Origin of the sequence: Sulfurimonas iocasae (assembly GCF_047716755.1) — a bacterium.
In the GTDB taxonomy this organism is placed as follows: Bacteria; Campylobacterota; Campylobacteria; order Campylobacterales; family Sulfurimonadaceae; genus Sulfurimonas.
The window spans coordinates 2,254,144-2,278,828 of record NZ_CP180409.1 but is presented as its reverse complement, the minus strand read 5'-3'; the positions used below and the strand labels follow the sequence as shown (position 1 = coordinate 2,278,828).

Annotated in this window: 32 protein-coding genes; 28 read left to right on the top strand and 4 right to left on the bottom strand. The window is 32.2% G+C overall.

The window, feature by feature from the left end; translation table 11 throughout:
• Nucleotides 1–42: 42 nt before the first annotated feature.
• The 24 genes from ACLHDE_RS11545 (at nt 43) to ACLHDE_RS11430 (ending at nt 19,555) form a co-directional block, all read left to right on the top strand.
• Nucleotides 43–471 carry a hypothetical protein gene (locus ACLHDE_RS11545; RefSeq protein WP_415396564.1) on the top strand — a complete coding sequence of 143 codons (429 nt, stop codon included), beginning with the start codon at nt 43–45 and terminating at the stop codon, nt 469–471.
• Nucleotides 472–583: 112 nt separating this feature from the next.
• Nucleotides 584–1,003: a hypothetical protein gene (locus tag ACLHDE_RS11540; protein ID WP_415396563.1), complete on the top strand. Its 420-nt coding sequence runs from the start codon at nt 584–586 to the stop codon at nt 1,001–1,003.
• On the top strand, nt 997–1,692 hold the full coding sequence (locus ACLHDE_RS11535; RefSeq protein ID WP_415396562.1) for an exonuclease domain-containing protein: 696 nt from the start codon (nt 997–999) through the stop codon (nt 1,690–1,692). Before ACLHDE_RS11540 ends, ACLHDE_RS11535 begins: the two co-directional genes overlap by 7 nt.
• 320 nt (nt 1,693–2,012) lie before the next feature.
• Nucleotides 2,013–3,446: an ice-binding family protein gene (locus ACLHDE_RS11530; protein ID WP_415396561.1), complete on the top strand. Its 1,434-nt coding sequence runs from the start codon at nt 2,013–2,015 to the stop codon at nt 3,444–3,446.
• Between the two features lie 116 nt (nt 3,447–3,562).
• Nucleotides 3,563–4,006 carry a type II secretion system major pseudopilin GspG gene (gene gspG, locus ACLHDE_RS11525; RefSeq protein ID WP_415396560.1) on the top strand — a complete coding sequence of 148 codons (444 nt, stop codon included), beginning with the start codon at nt 3,563–3,565 and terminating at the stop codon, nt 4,004–4,006.
• A 6-nt stretch (nt 4,007–4,012) separates the two neighbouring features.
• Nucleotides 4,013–4,528, top strand: a complete 516-nt coding sequence (locus ACLHDE_RS11520; RefSeq protein WP_415396559.1) for a prepilin-type N-terminal cleavage/methylation domain-containing protein — start codon at nt 4,013–4,015, stop codon at nt 4,526–4,528.
• The gene (locus ACLHDE_RS11515; protein WP_415396558.1) at nt 4,525–5,739 is read left to right on the top strand and encodes a type II secretion system F family protein; all 1,215 of its coding nucleotides are present in this window, start codon (nt 4,525–4,527) and stop codon (nt 5,737–5,739) included. The genes ACLHDE_RS11520 and ACLHDE_RS11515 overlap by 4 nt, the downstream gene beginning before the upstream one ends.
• Nucleotides 5,740–5,747: 8 nt before the next feature.
• Nucleotides 5,748–6,653, top strand: coding sequence for a hypothetical protein (locus ACLHDE_RS11510; protein WP_415396557.1), 906 nt, complete (start codon nt 5,748–5,750; stop codon nt 6,651–6,653).
• Entirely contained in the window at nt 6,637–7,566 is a 930-nt protein-coding gene (locus tag ACLHDE_RS11505) for a hypothetical protein (protein WP_415396556.1), read from the top strand. Before ACLHDE_RS11510 ends, ACLHDE_RS11505 begins: the two co-directional genes overlap by 17 nt.
• The gene (locus ACLHDE_RS11500; RefSeq protein ID WP_415396555.1) at nt 7,563–7,970 is read left to right on the top strand and encodes a hypothetical protein; all 408 of its coding nucleotides are present in this window, start codon (nt 7,563–7,565) and stop codon (nt 7,968–7,970) included. Before ACLHDE_RS11505 ends, ACLHDE_RS11500 begins: the two co-directional genes overlap by 4 nt.
• The gene (locus tag ACLHDE_RS11495) at nt 7,964–8,503 is read left to right on the top strand and encodes a hypothetical protein (RefSeq protein ID WP_415396554.1); all 540 of its coding nucleotides are present in this window, start codon (nt 7,964–7,966) and stop codon (nt 8,501–8,503) included. Before ACLHDE_RS11500 ends, ACLHDE_RS11495 begins: the two co-directional genes overlap by 7 nt.
• Nucleotides 8,481–9,293, top strand: coding sequence for a PDZ domain-containing protein (locus ACLHDE_RS11490; RefSeq protein WP_415396553.1), 813 nt, complete (start codon nt 8,481–8,483; stop codon nt 9,291–9,293). Before ACLHDE_RS11495 ends, ACLHDE_RS11490 begins: the two co-directional genes overlap by 23 nt.
• Entirely contained in the window at nt 9,280–11,190 is a 1,911-nt protein-coding gene (locus ACLHDE_RS11485; RefSeq protein WP_415396552.1) for a secretin N-terminal domain-containing protein, read from the top strand. The genes ACLHDE_RS11490 and ACLHDE_RS11485 overlap by 14 nt, the downstream gene beginning before the upstream one ends.
• Nucleotides 11,180–12,703, top strand: coding sequence for a GspE/PulE family protein (locus tag ACLHDE_RS11480; RefSeq protein ID WP_415396551.1), 1,524 nt, complete (start codon nt 11,180–11,182; stop codon nt 12,701–12,703). Before ACLHDE_RS11485 ends, ACLHDE_RS11480 begins: the two co-directional genes overlap by 11 nt.
• Nucleotides 12,696–13,118, top strand: coding sequence for a PilW family protein (locus ACLHDE_RS11475; RefSeq protein WP_415396550.1), 423 nt, complete (start codon nt 12,696–12,698; stop codon nt 13,116–13,118). The genes ACLHDE_RS11480 and ACLHDE_RS11475 overlap by 8 nt, the downstream gene beginning before the upstream one ends.
• Entirely contained in the window at nt 13,119–13,628 is a 510-nt protein-coding gene (locus tag ACLHDE_RS11470; protein WP_415396549.1) for a type II secretion system protein J, read from the top strand.
• Nucleotides 13,629–13,779: 151 nt separating this feature from the next.
• Nucleotides 13,780–14,148, top strand: coding sequence for a hypothetical protein (locus ACLHDE_RS11465; RefSeq protein WP_415396548.1), 369 nt, complete (start codon nt 13,780–13,782; stop codon nt 14,146–14,148).
• Nucleotides 14,138–14,740, top strand: a complete 603-nt coding sequence (rsmD, locus tag ACLHDE_RS11460) for a 16S rRNA (guanine(966)-N(2))-methyltransferase RsmD (RefSeq protein ID WP_415396547.1) — start codon at nt 14,138–14,140, stop codon at nt 14,738–14,740. Before ACLHDE_RS11465 ends, rsmD begins: the two co-directional genes overlap by 11 nt.
• Before the next feature lie 36 nt (nt 14,741–14,776).
• The gene (locus ACLHDE_RS11455) at nt 14,777–15,823 is read left to right on the top strand and encodes a flagellar basal body P-ring protein FlgI (protein WP_415396546.1); all 1,047 of its coding nucleotides are present in this window, start codon (nt 14,777–14,779) and stop codon (nt 15,821–15,823) included.
• Nucleotides 15,824–15,838: 15 nt separating this feature from the next.
• On the top strand, nt 15,839–16,141 hold the full coding sequence (locus ACLHDE_RS11450; protein WP_415396545.1) for a rod-binding protein: 303 nt from the start codon (nt 15,839–15,841) through the stop codon (nt 16,139–16,141).
• 67 nt (nt 16,142–16,208) lie between these two features.
• Entirely contained in the window at nt 16,209–16,415 is a 207-nt protein-coding gene (locus tag ACLHDE_RS11445) for a flagellar biosynthesis anti-sigma factor FlgM (protein ID WP_415396544.1), read from the top strand.
• 53 nt (nt 16,416–16,468) lie between these two features.
• Nucleotides 16,469–16,870, top strand: coding sequence for a hypothetical protein (locus ACLHDE_RS11440; RefSeq protein ID WP_415396543.1), 402 nt, complete (start codon nt 16,469–16,471; stop codon nt 16,868–16,870).
• A gap of 1 nt (nt 16,871) precedes the next feature.
• Nucleotides 16,872–18,752: a flagellar hook-associated protein FlgK gene (gene flgK, locus ACLHDE_RS11435; RefSeq protein WP_415396542.1), complete on the top strand. Its 1,881-nt coding sequence runs from the start codon at nt 16,872–16,874 to the stop codon at nt 18,750–18,752.
• A gap of 5 nt (nt 18,753–18,757) precedes the next feature.
• Nucleotides 18,758–19,555: an ABC transporter permease gene (locus ACLHDE_RS11430; protein ID WP_415396541.1), complete on the top strand. Its 798-nt coding sequence runs from the start codon at nt 18,758–18,760 to the stop codon at nt 19,553–19,555.
• 3 nt (nt 19,556–19,558) lie between these two features.
• Here ACLHDE_RS11430 and ACLHDE_RS11425 read toward each other — a convergent pair whose 3' ends face one another.
• Nucleotides 19,559–20,044 (bottom strand): nucleoside 2-deoxyribosyltransferase, encoded by a 486-nt coding sequence (locus ACLHDE_RS11425; RefSeq protein ID WP_415396540.1) that lies wholly within the window; start codon nt 20,042–20,044, stop codon nt 19,559–19,561.
• An 18-nt stretch (nt 20,045–20,062) separates the two neighbouring features.
• Nucleotides 20,063–20,581 (bottom strand): tetratricopeptide repeat protein, encoded by a 519-nt coding sequence (locus ACLHDE_RS11420; protein WP_415396539.1) that lies wholly within the window; start codon nt 20,579–20,581, stop codon nt 20,063–20,065.
• A 293-nt stretch (nt 20,582–20,874) separates the two neighbouring features.
• Between ACLHDE_RS11420 and ACLHDE_RS11415 the strand changes: the two genes are divergently transcribed.
• From ACLHDE_RS11415 to ACLHDE_RS11400, 4 genes are read left to right on the top strand one after another with little or no spacing between them, the layout of a single operon-like run.
• Nucleotides 20,875–21,120: a phosphopantetheine-binding protein gene (locus ACLHDE_RS11415; RefSeq protein WP_415396538.1), complete on the top strand. Its 246-nt coding sequence runs from the start codon at nt 20,875–20,877 to the stop codon at nt 21,118–21,120.
• Nucleotides 21,121–21,128: 8 nt separating this feature from the next.
• A complete protein-coding gene (locus tag ACLHDE_RS11410) occupies nt 21,129–22,232 on the top strand; it encodes a beta-ketoacyl synthase N-terminal-like domain-containing protein (protein WP_415396537.1) in 1,104 nt (367 codons plus the stop codon).
• Nucleotides 22,222–22,863 (top strand): beta-ketoacyl synthase chain length factor, encoded by a 642-nt coding sequence (locus tag ACLHDE_RS11405; protein ID WP_415396536.1) that lies wholly within the window; start codon nt 22,222–22,224, stop codon nt 22,861–22,863. The genes ACLHDE_RS11410 and ACLHDE_RS11405 overlap by 11 nt, the downstream gene beginning before the upstream one ends.
• A complete protein-coding gene (locus ACLHDE_RS11400; protein ID WP_415396535.1) occupies nt 22,860–23,210 on the top strand; it encodes a hypothetical protein in 351 nt (116 codons plus the stop codon). The genes ACLHDE_RS11405 and ACLHDE_RS11400 overlap by 4 nt, the downstream gene beginning before the upstream one ends.
• Nucleotides 23,211–23,424: 214 nt before the next feature.
• On the opposite strand, the gene ACLHDE_RS11395 is transcribed toward ACLHDE_RS11400, so the two are convergent.
• Both ACLHDE_RS11395 and ACLHDE_RS11390 read right to left on the bottom strand, forming a co-directional pair.
• The gene (locus tag ACLHDE_RS11395) at nt 23,425–24,486 is read right to left on the bottom strand and encodes an SAM-dependent methyltransferase (protein WP_415396534.1); all 1,062 of its coding nucleotides are present in this window, start codon (nt 24,484–24,486) and stop codon (nt 23,425–23,427) included.
• On the bottom strand, nt 24,486–24,617 hold the full coding sequence (locus tag ACLHDE_RS11390; protein WP_415396533.1) for a hypothetical protein: 132 nt from the start codon (nt 24,615–24,617) through the stop codon (nt 24,486–24,488). The genes ACLHDE_RS11395 and ACLHDE_RS11390 overlap by 1 nt, the downstream gene beginning before the upstream one ends.
• Nucleotides 24,618–24,685 lie beyond the last annotated feature (68 nt).

The following is a 24,685-nucleotide window of genomic DNA, read 5'->3' as shown; positions in this document are numbered from 1 at the left end:
TTTTGATATACTTTTGTAACTAGAGACATAATAGGAAACGCAATGAGTTCAGCTCTTGATAGACTAAAAAATCTAACAAATAAAATATCTTCTTATGAAACTGCGAGAAAAGAAAATATAAAAATATTAGAAAACTTATATAAAAAGATTCAAATTGACAAAAAAGTAGAAAATTTTTCAGATTTGTTTGATTTTAAAGCTATTAATTTATCTGGTGCTTCTCTATTAAGTGAGAGTCTGGGCGAGATAAAAAAAGGCAAATATCTTCAAATACTTGCAATCAGTTATGATAAAACCGCAGTACAAAAGAGTAAAAATGTCTCTTTGGCATATTTTGGAAAAGTTGAAAGTGTTGAGACATATTTAAAAGATATGGTTGTAGAATTCATCATCAGATATAGGTTTGAGAAGAGTTTTATGACTCTTGAAAACTACTATGACATGATAGGAACATTTAAAATAAATGAGTAAGTTCTATTTTTTCTTGTGGCTAAAATGGTCTACTAGGTTGTCATTATGTAGCACTATCTTGGCAGCTATCCTTTCTCTCTTCATTACATTTTACATATATCTAAGTCAGGGAATGGCTACTCTAAGTAGCGAAGTCACAAGTGCTCTTATTGATATTTTTGTATTTTGGTTTCCTGTTGTTTGGAGCCTTACCTTGCTTCTAGCACTATTTAGAAGTCTTAAATATATTTTTAATGTCTGCATATCTGGCTATAAAATTCATCTTTACTCTTGTAATGGCAAAGAACTCATAGAAGATGTTGGTTATGGAGACTTGGTAAAGGTTTGGAGAAAATGGTTTATGCTCATCATCTGGCTAGTGGGCTCTTTTATGGTTCTCTCTCTTGCCTTTACATATGTCTTTACATCTTATGGCGGAGTATTTGAGTGGTTTAATATTTACTGGTTATTTTCTTTTTTACTAGTAAGTGGATACTTCTCATTTTTACTGATGACTACTAGATGCAAGAGAGTTAAAGTAGTAAAATGCTGATTTTTTTAGATGTTGAGACTACAGGTTTAGAAGAAAAAGACAGAATTTGCTCTATTGGAATTATTGGTATTGAAGATGGTGAGACAAAAACTATATACAAGCTGATAAATGAAGGTAAAAAAATTCTGCCTCAGGCTTCTAGTGTAAACCATATAACAAATGAGATGCTAAAAGATCAGCCAAAGTTTCAAGATAGCCAAGCATATAAGTTTCTTACAGAACATAACAATGAAAAGAGTACTCTTGTAGGACATAATGTAAAGTTTGATTTAGCAATGCTTGAGAAATCCGGTTTCAGTTTTAAAGGTGAAATAATAGATACACTTAGAGTAACTAAGCACCTTATCCCTGAGTGTGAAGAGTTTTCTTTGCAGTTTTTAAGATATGAATTAAAACTTTATAAAAAAGAAAAAGAGAAACTTCAAGCACATAATGCACTAAGTGATGCAACAATCGTTAAAAACCTTTACGAGTATCTTCTAGACATAGCTCCAAAAGACAAACTTGCAGAACTTAGTTTTAAAAAAGTGCTCCTTAGTAAGTTTGAGTTTGGAAAGCATAAGGGCAGTTATATAGAGGAGATAAGTATGCGTGATAGAGGATATTTAGAATGGATGCTAAATAATATTCTGGATTTAGATGAAGATTTGCGTTATAGTATCTCTTACTATCTAAAAAATATAGTGTAAATAAAGAGTTAAAGATGGAAATAAAAACAGCTTAATAGCTTAATTAATTTTTATTTACAAAATATACTATTGACAGTTAAAGTTATATTTAGATACAATAGATTCAGATTCAGAGAAGTTTTATTTGAATATAAAATTATTTGCAAAATACTATCATAGATAGTTTTGGTTTATAATCTAACGTTTCGTAAGTAGTAGGCATTTGCCTATCTACAGAACTTGTATCTACCCAGAGATGGAAAACCTACATTCATATATTATATATGATCCCTGCTAATCATATCAGTTGTTTTTAAACAGCAAATAAGGATATAGCCACAATGAAAGCTATTAAACAATATTCCAATATACTACTTCTCTCGATGCTCTTTATGTTCACAATTTTTACAACAGGATGTAAGGACGATTCAGTTATTGTAGCCCCAGAAGTTACCGCAGCCCCTGTAATTGTTTCTACAACTCCTAGCATTGGAGACACTAATGTAACTATTAACACAAGTGTTGCTGCTTTTTTTGATAAAGAACTTGATGCTACCACGGTAAATACAACTACTTTTACACTTAAAAGTGGTGCTACATCAGTTGCAGGTGCAGTTAGCTATGCTAACAATGCAATGGTTTTCAATCCTACTGTAGACCTTAATATAAGCACTGAATACAATGCAACTATCACTACTGGGGTTAAAGATTTATCTGGTAATGCTATGGTAAGTGAATATGTTTGGAATTTTACAACAGGTACAGTAACAGATGCTACTGCACCTACAGTGACATCAACAGACCCTTTAGACGTTGCTACAGGTGTGCCTTATAATAGAAGTGTTAGTGCTATTTTCAGTGAAACACTAGACCCTACTACTGTCACTACAACTACTTTTACACTAAAAAATGGTACTACTGCAGTTGCAGGTGTAGTAAGCTATGAAAGCAATACTATGATCTTTAATCCTACTGCAGATCTTGCTCAAAGCACTGAATACAATGCAACTATCACTACTGGTGTTAAAGACTTAGCAGGTATTGCTTTAGCAGTTAATAAAGTTTGGAGTTTTACAACAGGAACGACTGCAGTGACATCTTTAGCGCCAGTCAATCTAGGTACAGCTGGAGGTTTTGTAATTCTTGATAAGACGGGAATTTCAACTACAGGTACTACAGCAATTACAGGCGATATAGGTGTTAGTCCGGCTGCTCAAAGTTACATAACTGGATTTAGTGAAACTCTTGATAGTACAAATACATTTGCAACATCATCTTTAGTCACAGGAAAAATCTATGCGGCTGATATGGCAGCTCCAACACCATCTAATATGACAACGGCAGTAAGTGATATGGAAATTGCATATACTGATGCAGCAGGACGTACAACACCAGACTTTACTGAACTAGGTGCAGGTGATGTGAGTGGTATGACACTAGCTCCAGGTCTTTACAAGTGGGGAACAGGTCTTTTAATAACAAATGTAGGTGTAACTATTTCTGGTGGTGCAACTGATGTTTGGATTTTTCAAATATCAGGTGACCTTACTTTAAACAATGGTGCTATCGTAACGCTTGCTGGCGGTGCATTAGCTAAAAATATTTTTTGGCAAGTTGCAGGAGGCACAGGTGTGACTTTTGGAACAACAGCAGATTTTAAAGGTATAGTGTTGGCACAAAAAGGTATTGTTGTAAATAATGGTGCAACAGTCAAAGGCAGACTTTTAGCGCAAACAGCAGTTACGCTAGATGCAAATGCTGTTACACAGCCTTAATATATAGTCTACAAGACAAAATATTTGCTCTGAAGGAAAACCTTCAGAGCTTTTTAACTTTTGACTTCAACAAAATACCCAAGAACTCTTTTTTAAAATAACAAAGGTAAATTTACATGCAAAACAACATGCAAAACAACTCAAAAAATGCATTTTCACTTATAGAGCTTATGATAGTCATAGTAATCTTAGGTCTTTTAGCAGCTATGGTTATGCCGAGTCTTACAGGTAAGGGTGAAGAAGCGAAAAGAAATCTAGTCTGTGTTCAGATGAAGAGTATTTATAATGGTGCTTTGGATATGTTTAAGATAAATAATAGTGTTTATCCAACAACCCAAGAGGGACTAGAAGCACTTGTTAAGAATCCAGATAAAGAAAAATATTCTAACTACTCTACCAGTGGCTACTTTAAAGACGGCAAAATGCCAAAAGACTCTTGGGGCAGTAAGTTTATATACATAAATGATGATGGTACGATTGAGCTGATTTCGCTTGGCGCAGATAAAAAAGAGGGTGGAAAAGACGAAGGTGCTGACATTAAAATGAGTGAGTGTAAATAGAGTTTTATGAAAAAAGCCTTCTCTCTTATTGAGCTTATGATAGTTATTGTAATTATAGGAGTAGTTTACACCCTCTCCATAAATAAGTTCCAAAAGATAGGTGAAGAGCCTGCAAATATAAGTTTGAAGGGTTTAAAAGAGTATTTGCAAAAATTTCCACATAGCAATAATGTAAAACTTTTATGTTTAGATGACTGTTCTTCTTGTGATGTTTTTGCAGACAATGAAAAACAAGCCTCCTTAAATGATTTTTTAGACAAGAGTGTAAAAATCTACAGATATGATTTTTCATATGGTATACTAAAACAGAAAAAAGAGGTTTATTTTAACAAAGACAATGTAGAAAAAGATCTATGTTTTTCTTACACTGTGGATAAGAAAGGGGTAGGTGAGCAAGTGTTTGTAGAGTTTAAAGGGTTAGTTTATGATTTTTCAAATTATCTTGCTCCTGTTAGCGTATATACATCTTTGCAAGAAGCTATTGATGCTAAAGAAAAACTAACTCAAGAAGTTCTTAGATGATTTTTAAGTTTAAGGGTATTGACCATGAGGGAAAGAGAGTAAGCAATAAAATAGAAGCTACGTCACTTTTAGAAGCAAAAAACAAACTAAAAGTAAAAAAAATTATTTATCAAAGTATAGATGAGGATACTCTAGCCTTTTATGAGAAATTTGATTTTAGTCCAAAGTATAAAGTTCCGGCTAAAGAGCTCTCAAGTCTTTCTCGTGAATTGTCCATGTATATCCGCTCCGGTATAAGTATTGTCTCAGCTCTTAAGATAGTTCAAACCCATTATGAAAACAACAAAAAGATGAAACTTTTTATAAATACAGTAAGTACGTATTTGAATGAGGGAAAAGACTTTTTTACAGCTCTTGAATCTCAAAGTGTAGTTATTCTTCCTGAGTTTTTTAAACAATCTATTAAGGTCAGTGAAAGTGGCGGTATTTTAGATGAAGTGCTTATGGAGCTATCTCGTTTTTTAAAAGAACAGAACAAAATAAACAAAGAAATAAAAGCTGCTTTTGCTTACCCGACCTTTATGATTATTGTCTCACTTCTTATGATATCATTTATGCTCGCCTTTGTTGTGCCACAGATAACAGGCATATTTGAGAGTATGCATCAAGAACTTCCTACTCCTACAAAAGTGGTAATTGCCATGGGTGATTTTTTTAATAACAACTTTACAATAATTTTGGCTCTTATTTTTATATTTACTGCGCTTTTTATAACACTTATGAAAAAGAGCTACGGTTTTGCATATGGAGTTCATAAACTTATTCTTAAAATTCCACTATTTGGTGAGATAGCCCAAAAGAGTGAACTTGCAAGATTCTCATATATAGCATCTTTGCTTACTCGCTCAGGTGTACCTTTTGTTCAGACCATCAAACTTAGTGCAAATATTTTGAATAATCTTGTTTTAAAAGAGATATTTAGTTCTGCCGCAAAAAAAGTTGTAGAGGGCAAACTTCTCTCTAGTGCTCTAAATGATTCTAAAACTAAAATAGATTATGCTTTTATACAGTCTGTAGCTTTGGGCGAAGAGACTTCACAAGTTGAGAGTGTTCTTACAAATATCGCCGAACTCTACTTTGAAGAAAACAGAGATAAGATAAGTATGCTTCTAACTCTACTAGAACCTGCTCTTATGCTTTTTGTGGGAGGAAGCATAGGTTTCATTGTAGCCGCCATGCTCTTACCTATCTTTTCTATGAGTATAAGCTAATGAAGAGTATGAAAAAAGGTATAGCTCTACTCATTACCGTCCTTTTTGTTATGGCTATTACGGTTGCTATAGGTGTTGGACTAAGACAGGTTAAAGAAGCTTCTTGGCATATGGAAAATGAAAATTTCATGCTTCAAGCCAGTACAGTTTTAGATGATGTTTTAAATATTTTACAATCTTCAAAAGAGTTGGAGCAGTTGGCTCAAAATAAATCAAGTGCAGAGCTTTTCACTTTTTTATCTAGTGTTTCATTTATACCGCTTGAGAGTTCAGGGCTTAAAATGGACATAAAAATAAGCAGTGCAAGATCAAATTTTAATGTAAACTCTCTTGTTGATGCCGACAACATCATAAATACAGACAGAGTAAATATTTTAAATGAGTACTTGAGTAAATATAAGGTCAATATAGGATATGTAGATATTTTGCTTGATGTAATGAGAGGAGATGAAAATATAACATACAACCGTGCGATATTTGATGAAAAGCCATATCTCTTCAGAGATTACGTCGCCTCAGAGAAACATTTAAATGAAGTAGATGATTTTTATATGAAAACATATCATAATAATAATTTAAAAAGAATAGACTTTGCAAATCTTTTTTATTTTTCTAAAAATAAAAATATAGCTATTGATTTAAATTATGCAACTATGGAAGTTTGGAAGATGATGCTCGGATGTGATAAGAAAAAAGCTACGCAACTTGCTTCTGGCTATGGAGGATATTCATCTTTAGAAGATTTGTCTTTAAACGGTGAAGAAAAACTAGCATTGGCAAAGTTTCAGACAAGTTATTTTGAGCCTTATTTAGATGTAGTAATTGATATTACACAAAACTATAAAAATGCAAAAATAAGATTTGAGTATGACATACAAACGAAAAAAGGGTCTAATTTTGTTTACGAAATTTAAGAAGCAGTATAAAAGTATATTTTTAGACCCAAGCTCACAGCCATTTTATCTAAATGAGAAGGTAAACATTATACTCTCGCCATCTCTTTACTGGGTAAAAAAAATCTACTTGCCTGTAAAATATGTAAGAGATGTAAAAAAACTACTGCCGTCTCTTTTTGAAGATACATTGCCTGAGGGCAACTATAGTTATGATGCATATAAAAGCGGTGAGGAGTTTTTTATATTCGCTTATCAAGATAAACTTATTTTAGATACCTTGACAAAGAAAAAAATAGCTCCTTCAAATATAGCAAACGTATATTTTGCTCAGAGTGAGTTGGGAAATCTTCAGGGTGCTGTTAAAATAAATACATTACAAAGTATTTATGTAAAAGATGAGATACTTCTTTTAGTTCCTTCTGCTTGGTTGCAAGAGAGTGCTGATTTGGACTTAAGTAAGATAAAACCCTCAAAACACAGAGTGACTTTGGCGCAGTTTGGACATATTGTTGATAGCAAAAGTTTGCAAAAAATAGCCGTTATAATGGTCGTTATATTGCTACTTATTGCTACTGAATATTTTATAACATCAAAAAAGTTAGCACAAATTACAGAATCAAAAGAGACTCTTTTTGCTAAGTATGATTTAAAGTCGACGATGATACAAAACAGGTCTATATTAAAAAAATATGATTCTATTCATACTAAGCAGATGAAACTTAGGCAAAGCATCTCATATATTTTAGCATTGAAGCTTAATCCTTCACAACAGCTTTTAAAACTTAGCTATAAAAATAATATTTTAGAAGCTGAGTTTAGCGGAGTTCTTAAGGGAAAAGAGTCACGAATTAGTGAAATACTAAAAACTAAAAAAGTAGACTTTAAATCCTCGTTTAAAGATGAATTTTGGCATGTGGAGATTTCAATATGAATCGAGTAAACCCTCTACATATCGGGCTGCTGTTAGTTGTGATTGTGATATTTTTAGTCATTAACTTATCTGATGTAAAAAGTAAATTAGTCGAGGCTAAAGAATCATATAAGCAAACAGCTAAACTATCAACTCATCTAAGTGGACTTAAAGAGGTATATGATGACAAAGAGAGAGTAAAACGCTCCTTAAAAAGAATTTTGGAACAGTCATCTTTAAAATCAACGAAAATAGAGCAAAAGTTGAAAAAAACGGGGATTATAATAAGTTCACACGATATGGATATAAATGCACTTAACTATTTAATGAGTAAACTTTTAAACGACTCATATAATATAGTCGCATTAAAGATTACAGAGCTTAATCAAGCAAAAGCTAGCCTCTACGTGGAGATACAATGGTGAAAAAACTCTATAAATTTTTTGGATATTCTCTGGTTTTCATATTGGCATTGATGTACTTTGTTCCAAAAGTAAGTTTGTACTATTTTTTAGAGACAAAATTAGACCAATTTGCTGTAGTTATTAGTTCTGAAGAGGTACTAGACAAGGGTTTCACTCTAAAAATAAAGCATGCAGATTTATATTATAAATCAATTCAAAGTGCAAATATACAAGAGTCAAATATAAAACTTTTTGTTCTTTATAATGCAGTGGACTTTCAAAATATTACACTCTCTAGTGCTGCAAAGTTCTTTGTTCCACTGCATGTCAAAAATATAAATATAAAGTACACTATGTTTGATCCACTCTATATAAAGGCAGATGTTGAGGGAGAGTTTGGTAAGGCAAATGTTAGATTTAGTATATTTGATAAAACTCTGCATCTTAAACTTTTGCCATCTGAGTTGATGTTAAAATCTTATGTAAATACACTTAAGAATATGAGTAAAAATGAAAAGGGGGAGTATATTTATGATAAAACTATCAAACTCTAAATTGCTCCAAATCTTTACAAAGCTACTCATACTTTTAGCTTTGGCAAAAGCTATATCTCTTCTCGTTTTGTGGTATTTTCCAAGCGAAGGGGTAGATATAAGCATCAAAGAGAACTATCAGCCGATGTATCAAACAGTAAACTTTTCAAATATGCTTGCTAAAGCACAGAGGAAAAAAGAGATCACAAAAAGTGCTTCAAGTAATTCAAAGAACATTAGTATAACAAGTATGATTTTAAATGGATTATATGGAACAAACGCAGGAGGTTATGTTATTGTTGCTATGAAGTCATCTCCTAAGGATACTTCTATTGTTGGAGTGTCAGAAGAGTATCAAGGGTATGTGCTAAAATCCATATTAGCTTCAAGCGCAGTTTTTTTAAAGCAAAACCAAGAGTATGAACTTAGTTTAGAAGATGTAAAGAAGTCTTTGTCTGTCTTTAAAGTAGACAATAGCCAAAATAATGAAGATGTACAGCATAATATTTCTCGTAAAGATATAGAGAGATACACCAAAGCTCCAGAAAGTATATGGAAAGATATTTCGATAAAAGAACTTAAAGATAAAAATAAAATTATTGGTTTTAAGGTTACAGGTATAAATCCTAATTCAAAGTTTGCATATTTAGGATTAAAAAAAGGAGATATTATCATCAAGGTAAATAATGTTGCCCTTACTTCCTACAAAGTGGCAATAGATATCTACAAAAATATAGATAAATTAGAGAGTGTACAAATCGTAGTAATAAGAGAAAAACAAGAGAAGGAATTAGTATATGAAATTAATTAGATTTATTTTTTTAACGTTTAGTTTAGTGTTGGTATTATCGGCAAGAGAGCAGGTTACTGTCAACTTTTCAAATTTGGAAATAACAGATTTTATAAAATTGGTATCAAAGATTACAAATAAAAATATTTTAATAAACAACAAGGTTAATGGAACAGTTGATTTTGTCAGTTCTACTCCTGTTTATGATGATGAACTTTTAGGTATTTTGGTCTCAGTATTAGAATCAAAGGGTTTTACTCTCGTGCAAGATGGTTCGCTGTATCAGATAGTACGTTCAACTGAAGCAGCACAAAATAATGTAAAAGTTGTAAAATCTGGGCAAAGACTATATGGCTCATTAATGGTTACTCAAGCCATAGCTATTAAGGGTGAAAATGTTGATATAGTAGTAGCAAAAATCCGTTATCTTATCTCTAAAACTGCCAAACTTACGACTATGAAAGAGAGCAACACTCTTTTAATCACGGATTATCCTAAGAATATTGAAACAGTAAAAAAAGTCATTAAAAATATAAATACTAATAATCAAGTAATAGTAAAAATAATTCCTATTAAATTTACAGAGACAAAAAAACTTCAGGCAAAACTTATAGAGATATCTAAATCACTCTTTAACCAACATATAGAGTTAGATCAGGTTAAGATTATTTTAGATGAAAACACAAATTCAATTATAGTTGTTGCAAATAAAGAAAATGTAAAAATAATAGAATCTTTGGTTGAAAAACTAGATGTAAAATCAAATATTAGTAATAGTGTTCAGATTTTTAATCTTAAAAACTCTGATGCTAAAGCTGTCCTGGCTAGCTTAACCGAGATTATATCCCAGCAAACATATGCAGATCCTTCATTAAAACCAAATATATCAGCGAGTAATGAAATAAATGCGATTATTGCTGTGGGAGAACCAGGTGTTATAAAGAGTATAAAATATATTATAGATGAGCTAGATATAGAAAATTATCAGGTTTATGTTCAGGCTAGAATTATAAATATAAACAAGAAAAATACGGAGAGTTTAGGTGTAAAATATGGCTTTGCAGCAGGAGAAGCTTCTTCCTCAGGACTCTATGCCATGAGTGCAAATTTTGGTTCTTCTGATTTGACGACAAGTGCTTCTAGTGCTGTATTGGACTATCTTGGTGGGATAGGTGCTGTAGCAAATGGACTTGCTTTGGGAGCTACTTTAGATTTCTTAGAGACCCATGGTGCTTCAGAAACTATATCTAGTCCATCTATCTTGTGTTTAAACAATAAGGAGTCTTCTATATATGTCGGTAAAACAATCTCCATCTCTGATGGCTCAACAACAGGAACTGCAGGTTTACCGACAGTTTCATACAAAAGAGAAGATGTTGGACTGACTCTAAAGATCAAACCTCGCGTTTCATCATTTGACAAAGTTACCCTAGAAGCGGAAGTTATTTTAGAAGATGTTACTGATGACGGAATAGACGGTGGGGTTGCAGTAAGAGAACCTGAGACTTCAAAACAAGAGGTGAAAACTCAAGTTATTTTACGACATGGTGAGAGTATAATCATAGGTGGATTAGTAAAAAATTATGAATCTATATCTAAAAGCAAAATCCCTCTTTTAGGGGATATACCTTTTATTGGAGAGTACCTGTTTTCATCTACATCGACTTCAGACCAACAAGACAATCTAATAGTTATTTTAACACCATACGTAGTAGACAAAAGTGAGAAATTATCTCAACTTCAAAAAGATTTAGGAGTATTGGCAACTATGCAAGTAGAGTATGACAAAAACGTTTTTAAAAAAATAAAAGAAAAAGCAAATCTAGAAGGTTCTGATATAAATAATAGTGAATCAATAAAAAAGAATAAAGATATTATAGGCGTAGATAAAGTTGATAATATATTGAATGAGAACTAAAATGCTCTCTTTAGAACCTCTTCACAATATAAAACTTGAAGTTTATGAACCAGACGATATTGTAACAGAGGTAAGTGTAAAAAATTATCTTCTTTTTAGCAAGATAGACGATGAAGTATGTGCAGTTATGTGTGAGAGGTATATCGTTCAAGCGAGTAATTTTTATACAAAGCTTGATAACAAATACCCTCTTTACATGCTTGATGAAGACTCCTATGATAGACTTTATAACCGCTTTTTAGAGCTAAGAACCGATAAAGCCATAGAGACGATGCAAGAGAATCAGGAAGATAGTGAAGATGAACTCTCTTTAACAGATTTCTTACGGACAAGCTCGGATATTTTGACCTCGGAAGAATCGGCTCCGATTATCAAGTTTGTAAATGCTCTTTTTTATCAGGCGATAAAAAAAAAGGCTTCAGATATTCATATAGAGGTACAGGAAAAACGTGGAGAAGTCAGGTTTCGTATAGACGGTATGCTCATTAAAAATGCAGACTTGGATAAAAAAGTGGTAAACCTGATAGTAAGTCGTATAAAAGTCATATCTAACCTTGATATTTCTGAAAAGAGAATTCCGCAAGATGGACGAACTCAGATAAAAATAGCGGGGGAGACCCTAGATATCCGTGTCTCTATTTTACCAACATTTTACGGAGAAAGAGTTGTTATGAGACTTCTTATGCAAAGCTCTCAAATACCTGCTATTGATGAACTAGGTTTTGATAACGAGATAATAGGCGATGTAAAAAAACTGCTTCGATCATCTCACGGAATTATACTGGTTACAGGACCTACTGGTAGTGGTAAAACAACATCTCTTCACTCCTTTTTACGTGAAGTAGAAGAACCCCAAAAAAATCTACTTACAGTTGAAGACCCTGTTGAATATAAATCAGATAACATAGCCCAGATTCAGGTAAACGAGAAAGTTGGACTTACTTTTGCGGCAGCTCTTCGCTCTATTTTAAGACAAGACCCTGATGTTATTATGATTGGTGAGATTCGTGATGAAGAGACCGCTGCCATCGCTGTCCGTGCGGCTCTTACAGGTCATATGGTTTTTTCTACCCTTCACACAAACTCGGCAGCATCGACAATCTCAAGACTTGCAGATATGGGAATAGAACCATTTTTAATTTCATCATCACTTCTTGGTATCTTGGCTCAAAGACTTGTTCGTGTTTTGTGTGATGAGTGTAAAGAAGAAGATATAGTTGCTGAAGAGTTTGCAGAGTACTACAACTTGGACAAAGAGTCTAAAATATATAAAAGTGTCGGCTGTAGGTCTTGTAACTACAGCGGATATACAGGACGACGCTCAATCGGCGAGCTTTTGGTAATGAATGACAATGTAAGAGAGTTGCTTGTAAATACAACAGACGAACATAGCATAAAAAAGGCATTGGAAAAAGATGGACTAAAGACGATAGGCTTTCAACTATCACAAATGCTCATAAGTGGTGAGACATCTCTAGATGAAGCGGTTAGAATAGGTTTAGGACATGCATAAAAGAGCTAGATGTGCCTTTACCCTTATAGAAGTTATGGTTGCCGTTATGATTATCTCGGTTGTCATAGCGGCACTTATACAGATGTTTGCAAATAACACACATATATTTTCACAGTTAACTAAGCAGGCTAAAATAAATCAATATACTTCACTCTTTGTATCAAACCGTGATTATGGTTTAGAGACAAAAAAAATCCATTTAGATGCTTTGCTCAGTGACTTTAAGTTGGAGCGTGATTTAGCAAAAGAGATAAGCGATACAAAAGTAAAAATACTCTACCAAAAGTTAGAGCAGATAGATATGAGTGAAAGTGATAATAAAGAAAGTAACTCAAGCATGATTTTTGAAATAGGTAAAACAGTCCTAAAAATTAATGACTCATCAACAGCTCTTTTTAGAGTAAGGATGAAGTAGATGAGAAGAGGTTTTACTCTTATAGAGATGCTTATATCCGTTACTATTTTGTCGATTATGATGCTTTTTTTATACAAAAGTTACTCTTCACTCAATCACTCAAACAGTTTTTACAAAAAAGAGGTAAATAGTTTAGAGCATATGCATCTGATAAAAAAAGTTATCTTTTTGGACTTCTCTTTGGCAATAAAGGAATCCATAACTATTTTAAATCAAAAAAAAGTAGAGGATGTCGTATTTATGCAGAGCTCTAACTCTTTGCATAAAAGATACAATCCATATATTACCTACATCATGAAAAACTCTAAACTTTACAGACTAGAGTCACTAAAACCTTTGACATATCCTCTAAGAAAAGATAGTAAATTTAGTGTTGATTATATTGGGGAAGTAGATAGTTTTAGAGTTTTTAAATCAGAAAAAGAGATAGCCAATCTGTTTTTGGTGCATGTGGATTTTAAGAATGAAGATAATATTTTACTAAAAATTAAAGTTTTAGAAGGGTCATAACATCAGAATTGCAACACTATTTTATATGTTAAGCCAAATGTGTTATACTTCTTTAAACCATAATATATTAGCATTAAGTTACTATATTTAACTAAGATACAGCTTTCATATTTCTTTGATATAGTATCGAATATTATTTATAAGGCGTCTTATGAAGATAGCAGTTGAGTGCAAATCACCACTATTACAAAAATCATTAGAACTTTTTTTATCCTCGCATTTAAGCTCTTTAAAGCAGAGTGATATTGTAGTGCGTGATTTTAAAAATTTAAATGATGAGAGAACCTTTTATATATCAAAAGATAGTGACTCGGACTTGGTTAAGCCTTTTTCGAAGTCAGCACTTATTCTGGCACTTGAAAAAAGGCATAATGGTATTTCTCCTAAATCTGAAGAAATTGAAGAGAGTTATGGTGATGAAGTAGCTGATTTTAGTATTTTAGAAAAACGAATAGATATTCTTACTCAAGAATACAAAGAAAATATTTTAAAGGCAGTTAGAGCGTTTTATGAAAAATAGTGCTAAATCATTAACAAAAAAAATAATATCTGGAAAATTTAAAAACAAAGTTTTAAAACTCCCATCAAAAACAACTACGCGTTCATCTAAGTCTATAGTTTTAGAATCTTTTTTTAACACCATCCAGTTTGATATTATAGATGCTACTTTTGTTGAGGTTTTCTCTGGAAGCGGGTCTATAGGTCTTGAAGCGTTAAGTCGTGGTGCAAAGAGTATACTTTTTATGGAGCAAGACAGAGATGCCCTAAAGGTACTAAAAGAGAATATCTCTTTAACTGACTCATCTGCATGTGAAGTCTTTAGTGGAGATAGTTTTTCAAATATTTATTCTGTTATCTCAACATTAAAAAGAAATAATCAAAGTGCATACTTTTACATAGACCCACCATTTAGCATAAGAGAGGGCATGGAAGATATCTACGATAAGATGATTGCTATGATAGCATCTATACCTCCAGAGCTAACAGAGCTTATAATCATCGAGCATATGACAGGTCTAGAATTGCCTGAGATTATAGGTGCATTTAAGATGAAGAAATTTAAAAAATTTGGAAATACTTCTTTAACCTATTTTGAGAAAAATATGGAATAGGAATTGCTGAGTAATAACTAGTTACAAGGACTAGTTATGAAAACAATTATTTTACTCTTACTCACTCTTACTTCTATTTACGCTACTAAAATCAATGATGTTGCTAACATTGTTGGTGTTCGTGAGAATCAAATTATTGGTTATTCACTTGTGGTCGGTCTTAAAAAAACTGGTGATGGAACTACTTCAAAATTTACACTTCAATCTATCTCTAACATGTTAAAAGCAATGAATATAGATATGAATCCAATTGATATCAAATCAAAAAATGTTGCAGCAGTTGTTGTAACTGCAAAACTTCAGTCATTTGCTAGACAAGGCGACAAGTTTGATATAACAGTTTCATCTATCGGAGATGCTAAGTCTTTAGAGGGTGGAACACTTCTTATGACACCTCTAAAAGGGGTTGATGGTAAGATATACGCACTAGCTCAAGGTGCTATTAGTATTGGTGGTAAAAATTCAAGAGGTGCTGGAAGTGAGTCGCATCCAACTGTTGGTATTGTTTTTGAGGGTGGTTTTGTTGAACGTGAAATAAATATAGATTTGTACAATCAAGAGTATGCAACACTATCATTAAAAGAATCGAATTTTAAAAATAGTGTATCAATCCAAAAATCAATAAATAATTTTTACAATACTCAAATTGCAGTTGCAATGGATCCTAGAACAATACGTCTTAAATGCCCAGAAAATAGAAGTATGATAGAATTTTTAGCTGAAGTTCAAGATATAGATATGAATTATAGACCTAAAAATAAAATTATCATAAATGAGAGAACGGGAACTATAATTGCTGGTATAGATATAGAGGTTAAACCTATAGTTTTAACTCATGGAGACATAACTATAAAAATCCTAGCACAGGATACTCCATCTAATCCTGAAGGCTCTATGGCGGTTGATAAAGATTTGGTAATTGGACTAAATCAAAATGAGCTCTATACGACAAAAGGAACAACAACGGTGGCTAATATAGTTCGTTCTCTTCAAAAACTTGGAGCATCTGCAAAAGATATTATATCTATATTAGAAGCAATGAAAAGTGCCGGTAGTATTTCAGCCGAGCTAAAAGTTATCTAAGAAAAAGGAGAGATTATGTACGGTATGAACTCTATAAATATGCAAGCTCAAATGATGGCTCAGAATCAAATTGTTCCAAAAATTGATTCAGATTCAAATGAAGCTAAACTCAGAGAACAGACAGATGCTTTTGAATCTGTAATCCTTAAGATGCTAATGGATAATGCTATGAAAGAAGAAAAAAATCTTTTCTCAGAGCAGAATGATCCTGGTGATAAAATATATAAATCTATGTATAGAGAGGAGCTTGCAAAAGCAAGTGCAGGAGGCTTTGGCTTTTCTCAGATGCTTTTTGATTTTTTAAGTAGAAAAAATTGAAGTTTTTTCTTTATTTGTCGATATAGCTGTATATAAAAAGTCTATAGAGACACTTAAAGGATAAATAATGATTTCGCAAATTAATAGTTCTGCGGTTCGAGGTGCTTATGCTAGTAACTTTGGAGAGTCTAAAGAAACTAACAAAGCCTTAACAAATATTACAAAACAAGGTGATACAAGCAAGTTAGAGCGGATAAAAGAAGCTCTTGACGCTGGCGAGTATAAAATTAACCTAGAAGCTCTTTCGCAAAAGATAGCCGATGAGTTGTTATAGGTATAAACAAAAGATAGGGGTTAAAGATGTTGTCTCATCATTTACAGGGTGCCTTGAACGATTTAAGGGATTTAATAAAAATAACTGAGTCTGATATAACAGATATTAAAGAAGCTAAAAATGATTCACAATTTGATAGATTGTCGTTAAAAGAAGAAAAACTTAAAAGCTTCGAGCAAAAAAAAGCTATTATTGATCATGAAATATCATCTTTAATGACTAAATACCCTGAAATGGATTTACCTGAACTCATTAATCCAGAGCAACATTTACAGTTAGAAGAATTAAAAGTAGAACTAAATAACCTTAGAGATGTAAATAAACATTATGCAAGACTTGTATTAGTAGTTAGTAATTTATATAACACTTTCTTAGAGAGAGTTGTCCCTACAGAGATGCAAGGATATAATAAAGTAGCTTCTAAAAATGCTTCTATATTGGAAGTGAGAGTTTAGTATGTCTTCTATATTCAATTCCCTTCATATAGGCTATTCTGGTCTTAACGGAGCTCAAGTTGGTATTAATACCACATCTCATAATCTTTCAAATGCTGAGACTGAGGGGTACTCTAGACAAAGGGTTGTTCATGCAGCAGCGATACCGCTAGAATCAGCACCAGGTCATGTTGGCAACGGTACAGAAGTTAAGGATATTCAAAGAATATTTGATAATTTTGTTTATGATAGATATACTAGTATTTCATCAGATAAAGAGTATAGTGACTTTGAAAAAAAAACATTAAATGAACTTTCTACATATTTTCCTGAGATTGATGGGGTTGGTATTAAAGCTGACTTAACTAAGTATTACGATATGTGGCAAACCTTTGCTGATAATCCAGATAATGATTCTATAAAATTATCTTTAGCAACACAAACAAAAACTTTGACTGAGCATATAGCACAAACTCAAGAACAGGCAAAAAAACTACAGAGCCAACTAAATGATCAACTGGCAGCTAATGTAGATGAAGTTAATTCTATAGCTTCTCAGTTAGCAGATGTAAGTAAAGCGATAGATATAGCAGAGTCTGCAGAAGGTTATACGGCAAATGATTTAAGAGATAAAAGAAATATACTTGAGAGAAGTATGTCAAGATTAATAGGTGCAGAGATTAACTCTGGGCTAATAGAATCAAATATACAGATGAATAGTTCTTCTAATACAAAAACAGGAAGCTACACTGTACATGTCAACGGTTTTAATATTGTTGATGGTCATTCCGTTCATCCTATACACTTAACAAACGAAAATAACAAAAGTGGATTTTATGATCTTTCAGTTAAGCAAGAAGATGGTACTTTTGTCCCAATGGCTGAAAAAATCACCGGAGGCTCAATTGGTGCTATCTTAAATCTACGCGGAGCAAGCATTGATACTACAAGTGGAATGCCAACAAACGGTGTAATCCAAAATGTAATATCAGAATTTGATGCATTTTCAGAAGGTTTAATTGAATCGACAAATAATCTTTATGCAAAAAGTTCAACAACAAAAATGGAATCAAATATAATTGATATTGATCCTGAAGATTCTCTTGTAAGTTCTAATTTAAATGTTCAAAATGGCTCATTTGAAATGATTATATATGATATAGATGGTAATATCGCTGCAAAAAGAGAAATACATATAAATCCAGCTACTGTAATGACAGGACTTCCCGGTTCAAACTCTATTCAAGGTCAATTTGAAGCACAGCTTGATGATAATAATGATGGGAATGCTAATAATGATATTGATGATTTCATAAAATTCAATTGGGCTACATATGCTAGTGGAGAGCATGGATTAGAATTAGCACTAGATCCACTTTCAGAATCACAAGGGTATACTTTTTCAATGGCTGATGTTTTAAAAGATTCATCATATTCTTCTGGAAGTAACTTCGCTGGTGCTCTTGGAATGAGTAGATATTTTGATGGAAATGATGCTCAAAGTATACAACTGAACCATACATTAAGTAATAATCCTACTCTTATGTCAGCAGGAGCTACTCCACTAGCAGGTGATAATACTATAGCTTTAAATATGGTTCAAGATCAATATGAAAAACTTGATTTCCATGTTGGTAGTGAAGATGTAAATTCTACTAAATATTCAATGTTTGATATGATAACTACCAGTGTTGGTATTCAAACAAATGCGGCAATACTAAAAAATGAAACTATATCAACACAGTTTAATGCTACAGAACTAGAATACAATTCAATATCCAAAGTAAGTATAGATGAAGAGATGACAAATTTGATTAAATATCAGACATCTTATGGTGCTGCAGCAAAAGTAATAACTACGATTGATCAGATGATGCAGACACTTCTTGGAATAAAACAGTAGCACAGATGCCAAGATTCAGTATCTCTGTTTTACTCTTTGTTTTTATATTTTCTTTTTTTGGTTCTTTCATTTATGCCATAGACCCTTATTCCTTAGATAGCAGTTCTATCCTTTTACCTCCTTCAATTGAGCATTTTCTCGGAACAGATAGATTAGGTAGAGATATTCTTGCTAGATTGATAGAAGGTGGAAAAATATCTTTAATCATCGGTGTAGGAAGTGCTTTTATTGCCTCTGTTATAGGACTTGTCTTAGGTTCTATGGCTGGCTATTTTAGAGGCAATGTTGACAAAGCTTTTGTTATTACAGTTGATCTGTTTCTAACATTTCCTACTTTCTTTTTACTTTTAGCGCTGGTAAGTTATGTAAATGCATCTGCGTGGGTTTTAATAGTCATTATTTCTATTACCGGTTGGATGACAACTGCAAGATTGATTCGTTCTGAGAGCTTTAGAGTGACATCACAGCCATTTATTAAAATTTTGAATATTGCCAATGTAAGTAAGACAAAGATACTTTTTAAATACTACGCACCTATTTTGGCACCTATATACTTTGTAAGTTTTACCTTTGGCGTTGGTGGTGCTATACTTGCAGAATCAGGACTAAGTTTTTTAGGACTTGGTATTGTAGCCCCACAAATGAGCTGGGGTACAATATTAAGTGGTGGAAAAGAAGTTATAGAAATTGCTTGGTGGGTTAGTTTCTTTCCAGGTCTGATGATATTTTTGGTTACATTTTCTCTTATAAATATTTCAAACTATTTACAACAATTAACAAATCAAAAACAGATTCAAAATTAAAAATTATAAGATGAGTCGTAAAACATCTTCAAACTTACCTGTAACTATTTCGGCTGAACACGCTATCATCAGGTTTATTGGGTAGTCGAAGTCTTCTATGATTTTACCATCACTGTCTGCATAGAGTCCATCAGCTAAAGTGCTAACTTCATCAAAGTTATCTATGTAAGCTGAGGTATTTTCCATATAGCCATATACTTTTTTGCCTAGAGCACTGGCAAAACCACATTCCCAGACTGTACCGCTATCGGCTTCTTTACCTCTAAAGGGATTTAGATTGGCAATAACAATGTCAGCTTCTTTGATTAGTTTTACATTGGCATGAAATATATCTTGAGCTATTTTTTGTTTTGCTTGTTTAAAATCTACAATATTATCAAGAGGATACAAGCCTTCATGACCATATTTTTTACATAGATCAGAATACTTTTGTCCTATCTCTACAGAATCTTGTTCAAAAACATCTGGTCCCGCTATATATATTTTCATACTTATCTCAAACTTTAGTTACTCTACACCTTCTTTTTTTACTCTTTCATAGTTTTGACAAGCACTCATACTTCCGCCATCGCAAGCTTTAGCAAACAAGCCTTTTGCTTTACTTTTGTCTTGCTTTACTCCATCGCCTTTGATATATATTATTCCTAGAGTATTACAACTATTATAATGTTCATTATCACAGGCTTTAGTATAAAAATCGATTGCTTTGCTTTTATTTTGCTTTACTCCATCACCTTTAAAATATAACTCTCCCAAAGTATTACAACTAAATTTATTTCCGCCATCACAAGCTTTAGTGTATAGTTTGAGTGCTTTGCTTTTATCTTGTTTTACAACTTCACCAAGATCATACAGCACCGCCAGATTATTACAACTTTTTACGTCTCCATCATCACATGCTTTAATATAATCTTTTATCTTTTTTTCTGTACCTTCTTTTGTGCCTTGATGTGAGTGCTCATGACCAACACTAGCAAGCAAGTTTAGACTAAACAGCAAGCCAATACCCATAAAAATTTTAATCATTATTAATCCTCGATATATTTTTCATTAGTGTATTGTATCAAAACTACTATGTTTTTTGGATGTTTTAGTATTTATAGTGTGGATTGAACATATAATGGACTGAAAAATAAAGACAACCTTTATATCATTTTTGGCTTGATGAAAATTATGCGTATGAATTAGATAATTACTGACGTTGTATAATAAATTTAATTAAGTGATTATATGAGCGAATCGTATTAAAATCTCATGAGTGTTTATTAATTTATAGTTATTTAGTATAATGTGTTTAAATGTACAAGTAAAGGGTTACTATGATAACGATAGAAGAGTTAAAAAACACAATAATTCAAGGCTTAAATCTTGAAGATATCACTTCTCATGAATTAGAAGATGATATGGCTCTTTTTGGTGATGATGGATTGGGTCTTGATTCTGTAGATGCGATTGAATTGACGTTAATAATAGAAAAAGAGTTTGGAGTAAAGATTACAAATTTAGCTGAGGCTGAAACAATTTTTGCTTCTTGTTCATCCCTAACAACATATATAAATAATTAGTTAGACAATTGAAAAAAGCTTATATTAACGCTAGTTCTATTAGAAGCATATGTGGTGACACAAAACAAACATTAGATGCTGTATTTAATAAAAAAAGTTTTTTAGCTACTTTTAGTGATATTGTTCCAAATAAAACTATTTGTATAGGTAGGTTTCCTGATAAATCTACATTTGAAGAGCTACTTTATTCATGTGTTAATGAGGTTCTTGATGGATCCAATTTACAAGATTTTTCAAATACGCTTTTATTGGTTGGCTCATCTGTTGGAGGCATGGCTGAAACAGAAAAAATACTTTTTAATGAAAATAGCTATGAAAACATTAATATACAAAGACACACAATAAATGTAATTGCTTCTACTCTAGATAAAAAATATAATTTTTTATCTACTCGTTCATTTTCCACTGCTTGTACATCTAGTGCAAATGCTTTAAAAGTAGCAAAAGAGCTTATAAATGTTGGAGCATATAAAAATATTTTAGTTATTGGAGCGGATGAAATATGTTCTACTACTATCTTTGGATTTAGTGCATTAGGAATATTATCTGATGAAATTTGCACACCTTTTCAAAGTAATAGAAAGGGCATGAATGTATCAGAAGGTATAGGTGCATTACTTTTACAAAATAAGTTTGAAAAAGAATCAGTAGAATTAATTGGAGCTGGAGCAAGTAGTGACGCATATCATATAGCAAATCCGGATCCAACGGCCTTAGGTGCTATATCAGCGATAAATAAGGCTTTACATGATGCTGCATTAGACTCAAATCAAATAGATTACATTAATGCACATGGAACTGGTACACAAGCAAATGATACTACAGAAGCAAAAGCAATACAAACTATATTTGGTGAAAAAATATATGTAAGTTCTTCAAAATCAAATGTAGGACATACACTTGGTGCTGCTGGGGCAATTGAAGCTGCTATATGTGTAGAAGCACTAAAAAAACAACTTCTTCCTCCTCAAATTTATTGTGATGACAATGAGAATTCTCTTAATTATGTTGATATTGTTAAAGAGGCAAAAATAGAATATGCTTTAAGTAATTCTTTTGCATTTGGTGGAAATAATACATCTCTGATTTTTGGAGTGTGTCATGAAAATTAATGTTGAAATTACTAAAAAAGCACGTGTCCATAACTTATTGAAAATTGAAGATTTAAACGAAAAACAGCTTGTGCAAAAAATGCTGATTAGACGACGTCTTAGCCGAAGTTCAAGGATATTAATATATTTAGCTCATAAGTGTGGGTTTGCGACTGGTGTTATGGTTTATGGAAGTGCTTATGGGGAGTTAATAGATACTGTAAATATTTTAGAATCAATTAAAGGCAGTGATAATGTAAGTCCCAGTGCTTTTCAAAACTCAGTTTATAACACAGCATCTTCATATCACTCTATAGTACATGGAAACACTTCTGAAATATTAACACTGTCGTGTGGTGATGAAACATCATACAATGTGATGCAACAAGCTGCATTGAGCCTCTTAAAAGAGGATGAAGTTTTTGTTTGTGCTATAGAAGCAATGAACTTTGATGGAGTGGATAGTTTAAATAAATGTGCAAGTGAATTAGAATATGGCATATCTTTTATACTTAAAAAAAGTGAAAAAGAGGCAACTATTACAGTTGAAAACAGAGTTCAAAAAGGTGTTCCAGCTTCACTTTCTTGGATGAAAATTTTATATGATTTGTGTGAGAACAAAGATAGCTATATTGTAGAAATTGAATTATGAAAGAATTAAATTTACCACATCAAGAACCGTTAAAATTTGCAAGATATATTGTATCAAAAGATGATATTTTAGCAGTTGTAAAAGTACAATTTAACGAAATACCAACCTTACCTATGTTAGTTGAGGCAGCTGCTCAAAGTAGTGCAGCTTTTGATGATGGAGATGAGCAAGTTGGGTTTTTAGTAACTCTGAAAAATATAAAGCTTCTAAATAAACCTATAGCTCTTGAATATGATATAAAAGTTATTTTTGAATATCAACTAGATAGCTTGACATATTTCAAGTTTGAAGTGTATGACAAAGATATAGCGGTTAGTAATGGAATATTTATAATCGCTTTGCAGTAAAATATATTAAATTCTTAAGCATTGAAACTATGATGCCACCTGATGTTGATATTGTTGTAGCTTATGCAGATAAGTGGATGTTGGATATAACAATGTATATGATAGAACTCACTGTTTATTTGTGAAAATATCCACCTTGGATTATTGGATATCTCTAGAGTACAACTTAAGAAATAAGAAAGCATTTTAGATAACTAGTATACATGTAATAAACTTAGCTTTTTTTACATATCATTAAAGTATGTCCAAACCCTAACCCATCTATTTCATCTTCTACTTCTAGACCAGCTTCATATACAAATTTTTTCATTTCACTTGCTCTATACATTTTACTTGTACCATTTGCTAATGCTGTAAAATATGGAGACGTATTAATAAGACAGTATGAGCCAATTTCGTGACTTTGCCTATCCCAAAAAGGTTCAACTATATATACTCTTCCATCTTCAGTTAAAGACTCTTCAGAGCGTTTTAAAAGTGCAATAATATCTTTCGGAGCAAAACAGTCTAAAAATTGGCTCATCCATACTCCATCATAGCCTTTTGGGAAAGGAATACTATGATCAAGTAAATCAATAGCTATGCCTTTTACTCTTTGCTCAACAGAATTTGATTTAGCATTCTCAAGTGCAATATCAATTTGTTTTTGATGATCAAGTATAGTAACCGTTGTATCAAAGGATGCTTTTGTGAGTGCAATCGACCATTTTCCGGTATTTCCTCCTGGTTCAAGAAGCTTTTTTATACCTCTTTTACTCATAATATCAACAAGCTTTTTAAATGCAGCATCTGAATAGAAATGGTCAAAACCGAACCAACTGTTTTTAGCTTTCTCTGGTAATTCTGATAGTATAGGGTATATAGTTTCTTTTTTTGAAAATGTGTGGTGAAGTCCAGATGGTTTCCCAGTTTTAAGTGCTTCATCAAGATAAAAAAGACCTTGATAGTTTACATCATTATTAAAGTCCATATTGACTTTTGTCATTTCATCATTAAGTAAAAAATATCCTATCTTTGTTATATGGTATGTTTCGCTATCTAATTTTAGAGCACCCATACTAAAACCTGATTCACATAAAACTTGTATTGCATATGGAGCAATATCTAATTTTTTAGATATCTTTTCAATATTGAGACCATTTTTATTATTTTGAAGTAATTCAAACACACCCCAGTCACGTAAAAGTCTTGCACATTGAAATATTATAGGGGCAAATGCAATTTTTTGAGCTTCCAAAAGTGCGTCTGCGGCACTCATTTTATTAGTATCAAACATTAGTCCTCTTTATACTTTTCTGTGTGTTCAGAAAAATCCTCTTTAATATTATGAAAATTTGTTTTAAACTCTTTTTTTGTACATCCAGTACTTAAAAACAAGATAATTACTGTTGTAAGAATATATTTCATATTATTTCTTTTGATTGGATTATAAGCAAAACTATACTAGAATAATTATTGTATTAACATAATAATAC

Bases quoted from the DNA above. Each gene is read 5' to 3' on its own strand.
- ACLHDE_RS11390 (WP_415396533.1), bottom strand. From the start codon at position 24,617: ATGAAATATATTCTTACAACAGTAATTATCTTGTTTTTAAGTACTGGA.
- ACLHDE_RS11450 (WP_415396545.1), top strand. From the start codon at position 15,839: ATGTACGGTATGAACTCTATAAATATGCAAGCTCAAATGATGGCTCAG.
- gspG (WP_415396560.1), top strand. From the start codon at position 3,563: ATGCAAAACAACATGCAAAACAACTCAAAAAATGCATTTTCACTTATA.
- flgK (WP_415396542.1), top strand. From the start codon at position 16,872: ATGTCTTCTATATTCAATTCCCTTCATATAGGCTATTCTGGTCTTAAC.
- ACLHDE_RS11535 (WP_415396562.1), top strand. From the start codon at position 997: ATGCTGATTTTTTTAGATGTTGAGACTACAGGTTTAGAAGAAAAAGAC.
- ACLHDE_RS11470 (WP_415396549.1), top strand. From the start codon at position 13,119: ATGAGAAGAGGTTTTACTCTTATAGAGATGCTTATATCCGTTACTATT.
- ACLHDE_RS11400 (WP_415396535.1), top strand. From the start codon at position 22,860: ATGAAAGAATTAAATTTACCACATCAAGAACCGTTAAAATTTGCAAGA.
- ACLHDE_RS11540 (WP_415396563.1), top strand. From the start codon at position 584: ATGGCTACTCTAAGTAGCGAAGTCACAAGTGCTCTTATTGATATTTTT.
- ACLHDE_RS11515 (WP_415396558.1), top strand. From the start codon at position 4,525: ATGATTTTTAAGTTTAAGGGTATTGACCATGAGGGAAAGAGAGTAAGC.
- ACLHDE_RS11445 (WP_415396544.1), top strand. From the start codon at position 16,209: ATGATTTCGCAAATTAATAGTTCTGCGGTTCGAGGTGCTTATGCTAGT.
- ACLHDE_RS11425 (WP_415396540.1), bottom strand. From the start codon at position 20,044: ATGAAAATATATATAGCGGGACCAGATGTTTTTGAACAAGATTCTGTA.
- ACLHDE_RS11420 (WP_415396539.1), bottom strand. From the start codon at position 20,581: ATGATTAAAATTTTTATGGGTATTGGCTTGCTGTTTAGTCTAAACTTG.
- ACLHDE_RS11530 (WP_415396561.1), top strand. From the start codon at position 2,013: ATGAAAGCTATTAAACAATATTCCAATATACTACTTCTCTCGATGCTC.
- ACLHDE_RS11495 (WP_415396554.1), top strand. From the start codon at position 7,964: ATGGTGAAAAAACTCTATAAATTTTTTGGATATTCTCTGGTTTTCATA.
- ACLHDE_RS11520 (WP_415396559.1), top strand. From the start codon at position 4,013: ATGAAAAAAGCCTTCTCTCTTATTGAGCTTATGATAGTTATTGTAATT.
- ACLHDE_RS11510 (WP_415396557.1), top strand. From the start codon at position 5,748: ATGAAAAAAGGTATAGCTCTACTCATTACCGTCCTTTTTGTTATGGCT.
- ACLHDE_RS11465 (WP_415396548.1), top strand. From the start codon at position 13,780: ATGAAGATAGCAGTTGAGTGCAAATCACCACTATTACAAAAATCATTA.
- ACLHDE_RS11430 (WP_415396541.1), top strand. From the start codon at position 18,758: ATGCCAAGATTCAGTATCTCTGTTTTACTCTTTGTTTTTATATTTTCT.
- ACLHDE_RS11475 (WP_415396550.1), top strand. From the start codon at position 12,696: ATGCATAAAAGAGCTAGATGTGCCTTTACCCTTATAGAAGTTATGGTT.
- ACLHDE_RS11500 (WP_415396555.1), top strand. From the start codon at position 7,563: ATGAATCGAGTAAACCCTCTACATATCGGGCTGCTGTTAGTTGTGATT.
- ACLHDE_RS11545 (WP_415396564.1), top strand. From the start codon at position 43: ATGAGTTCAGCTCTTGATAGACTAAAAAATCTAACAAATAAAATATCT.
- ACLHDE_RS11490 (WP_415396553.1), top strand. From the start codon at position 8,481: ATGATAAAACTATCAAACTCTAAATTGCTCCAAATCTTTACAAAGCTA.
- ACLHDE_RS11395 (WP_415396534.1), bottom strand. From the start codon at position 24,486: ATGTTTGATACTAATAAAATGAGTGCCGCAGACGCACTTTTGGAAGCT.
- ACLHDE_RS11455 (WP_415396546.1), top strand. From the start codon at position 14,777: ATGAAAACAATTATTTTACTCTTACTCACTCTTACTTCTATTTACGCT.
- ACLHDE_RS11415 (WP_415396538.1), top strand. From the start codon at position 20,875: ATGATAACGATAGAAGAGTTAAAAAACACAATAATTCAAGGCTTAAAT.
- ACLHDE_RS11405 (WP_415396536.1), top strand. From the start codon at position 22,222: ATGAAAATTAATGTTGAAATTACTAAAAAAGCACGTGTCCATAACTTA.
- ACLHDE_RS11480 (WP_415396551.1), top strand. From the start codon at position 11,180: ATGAGAACTAAAATGCTCTCTTTAGAACCTCTTCACAATATAAAACTT.
- rsmD (WP_415396547.1), top strand. From the start codon at position 14,138: ATGAAAAATAGTGCTAAATCATTAACAAAAAAAATAATATCTGGAAAA.
- ACLHDE_RS11485 (WP_415396552.1), top strand. From the start codon at position 9,280: ATGAAATTAATTAGATTTATTTTTTTAACGTTTAGTTTAGTGTTGGTA.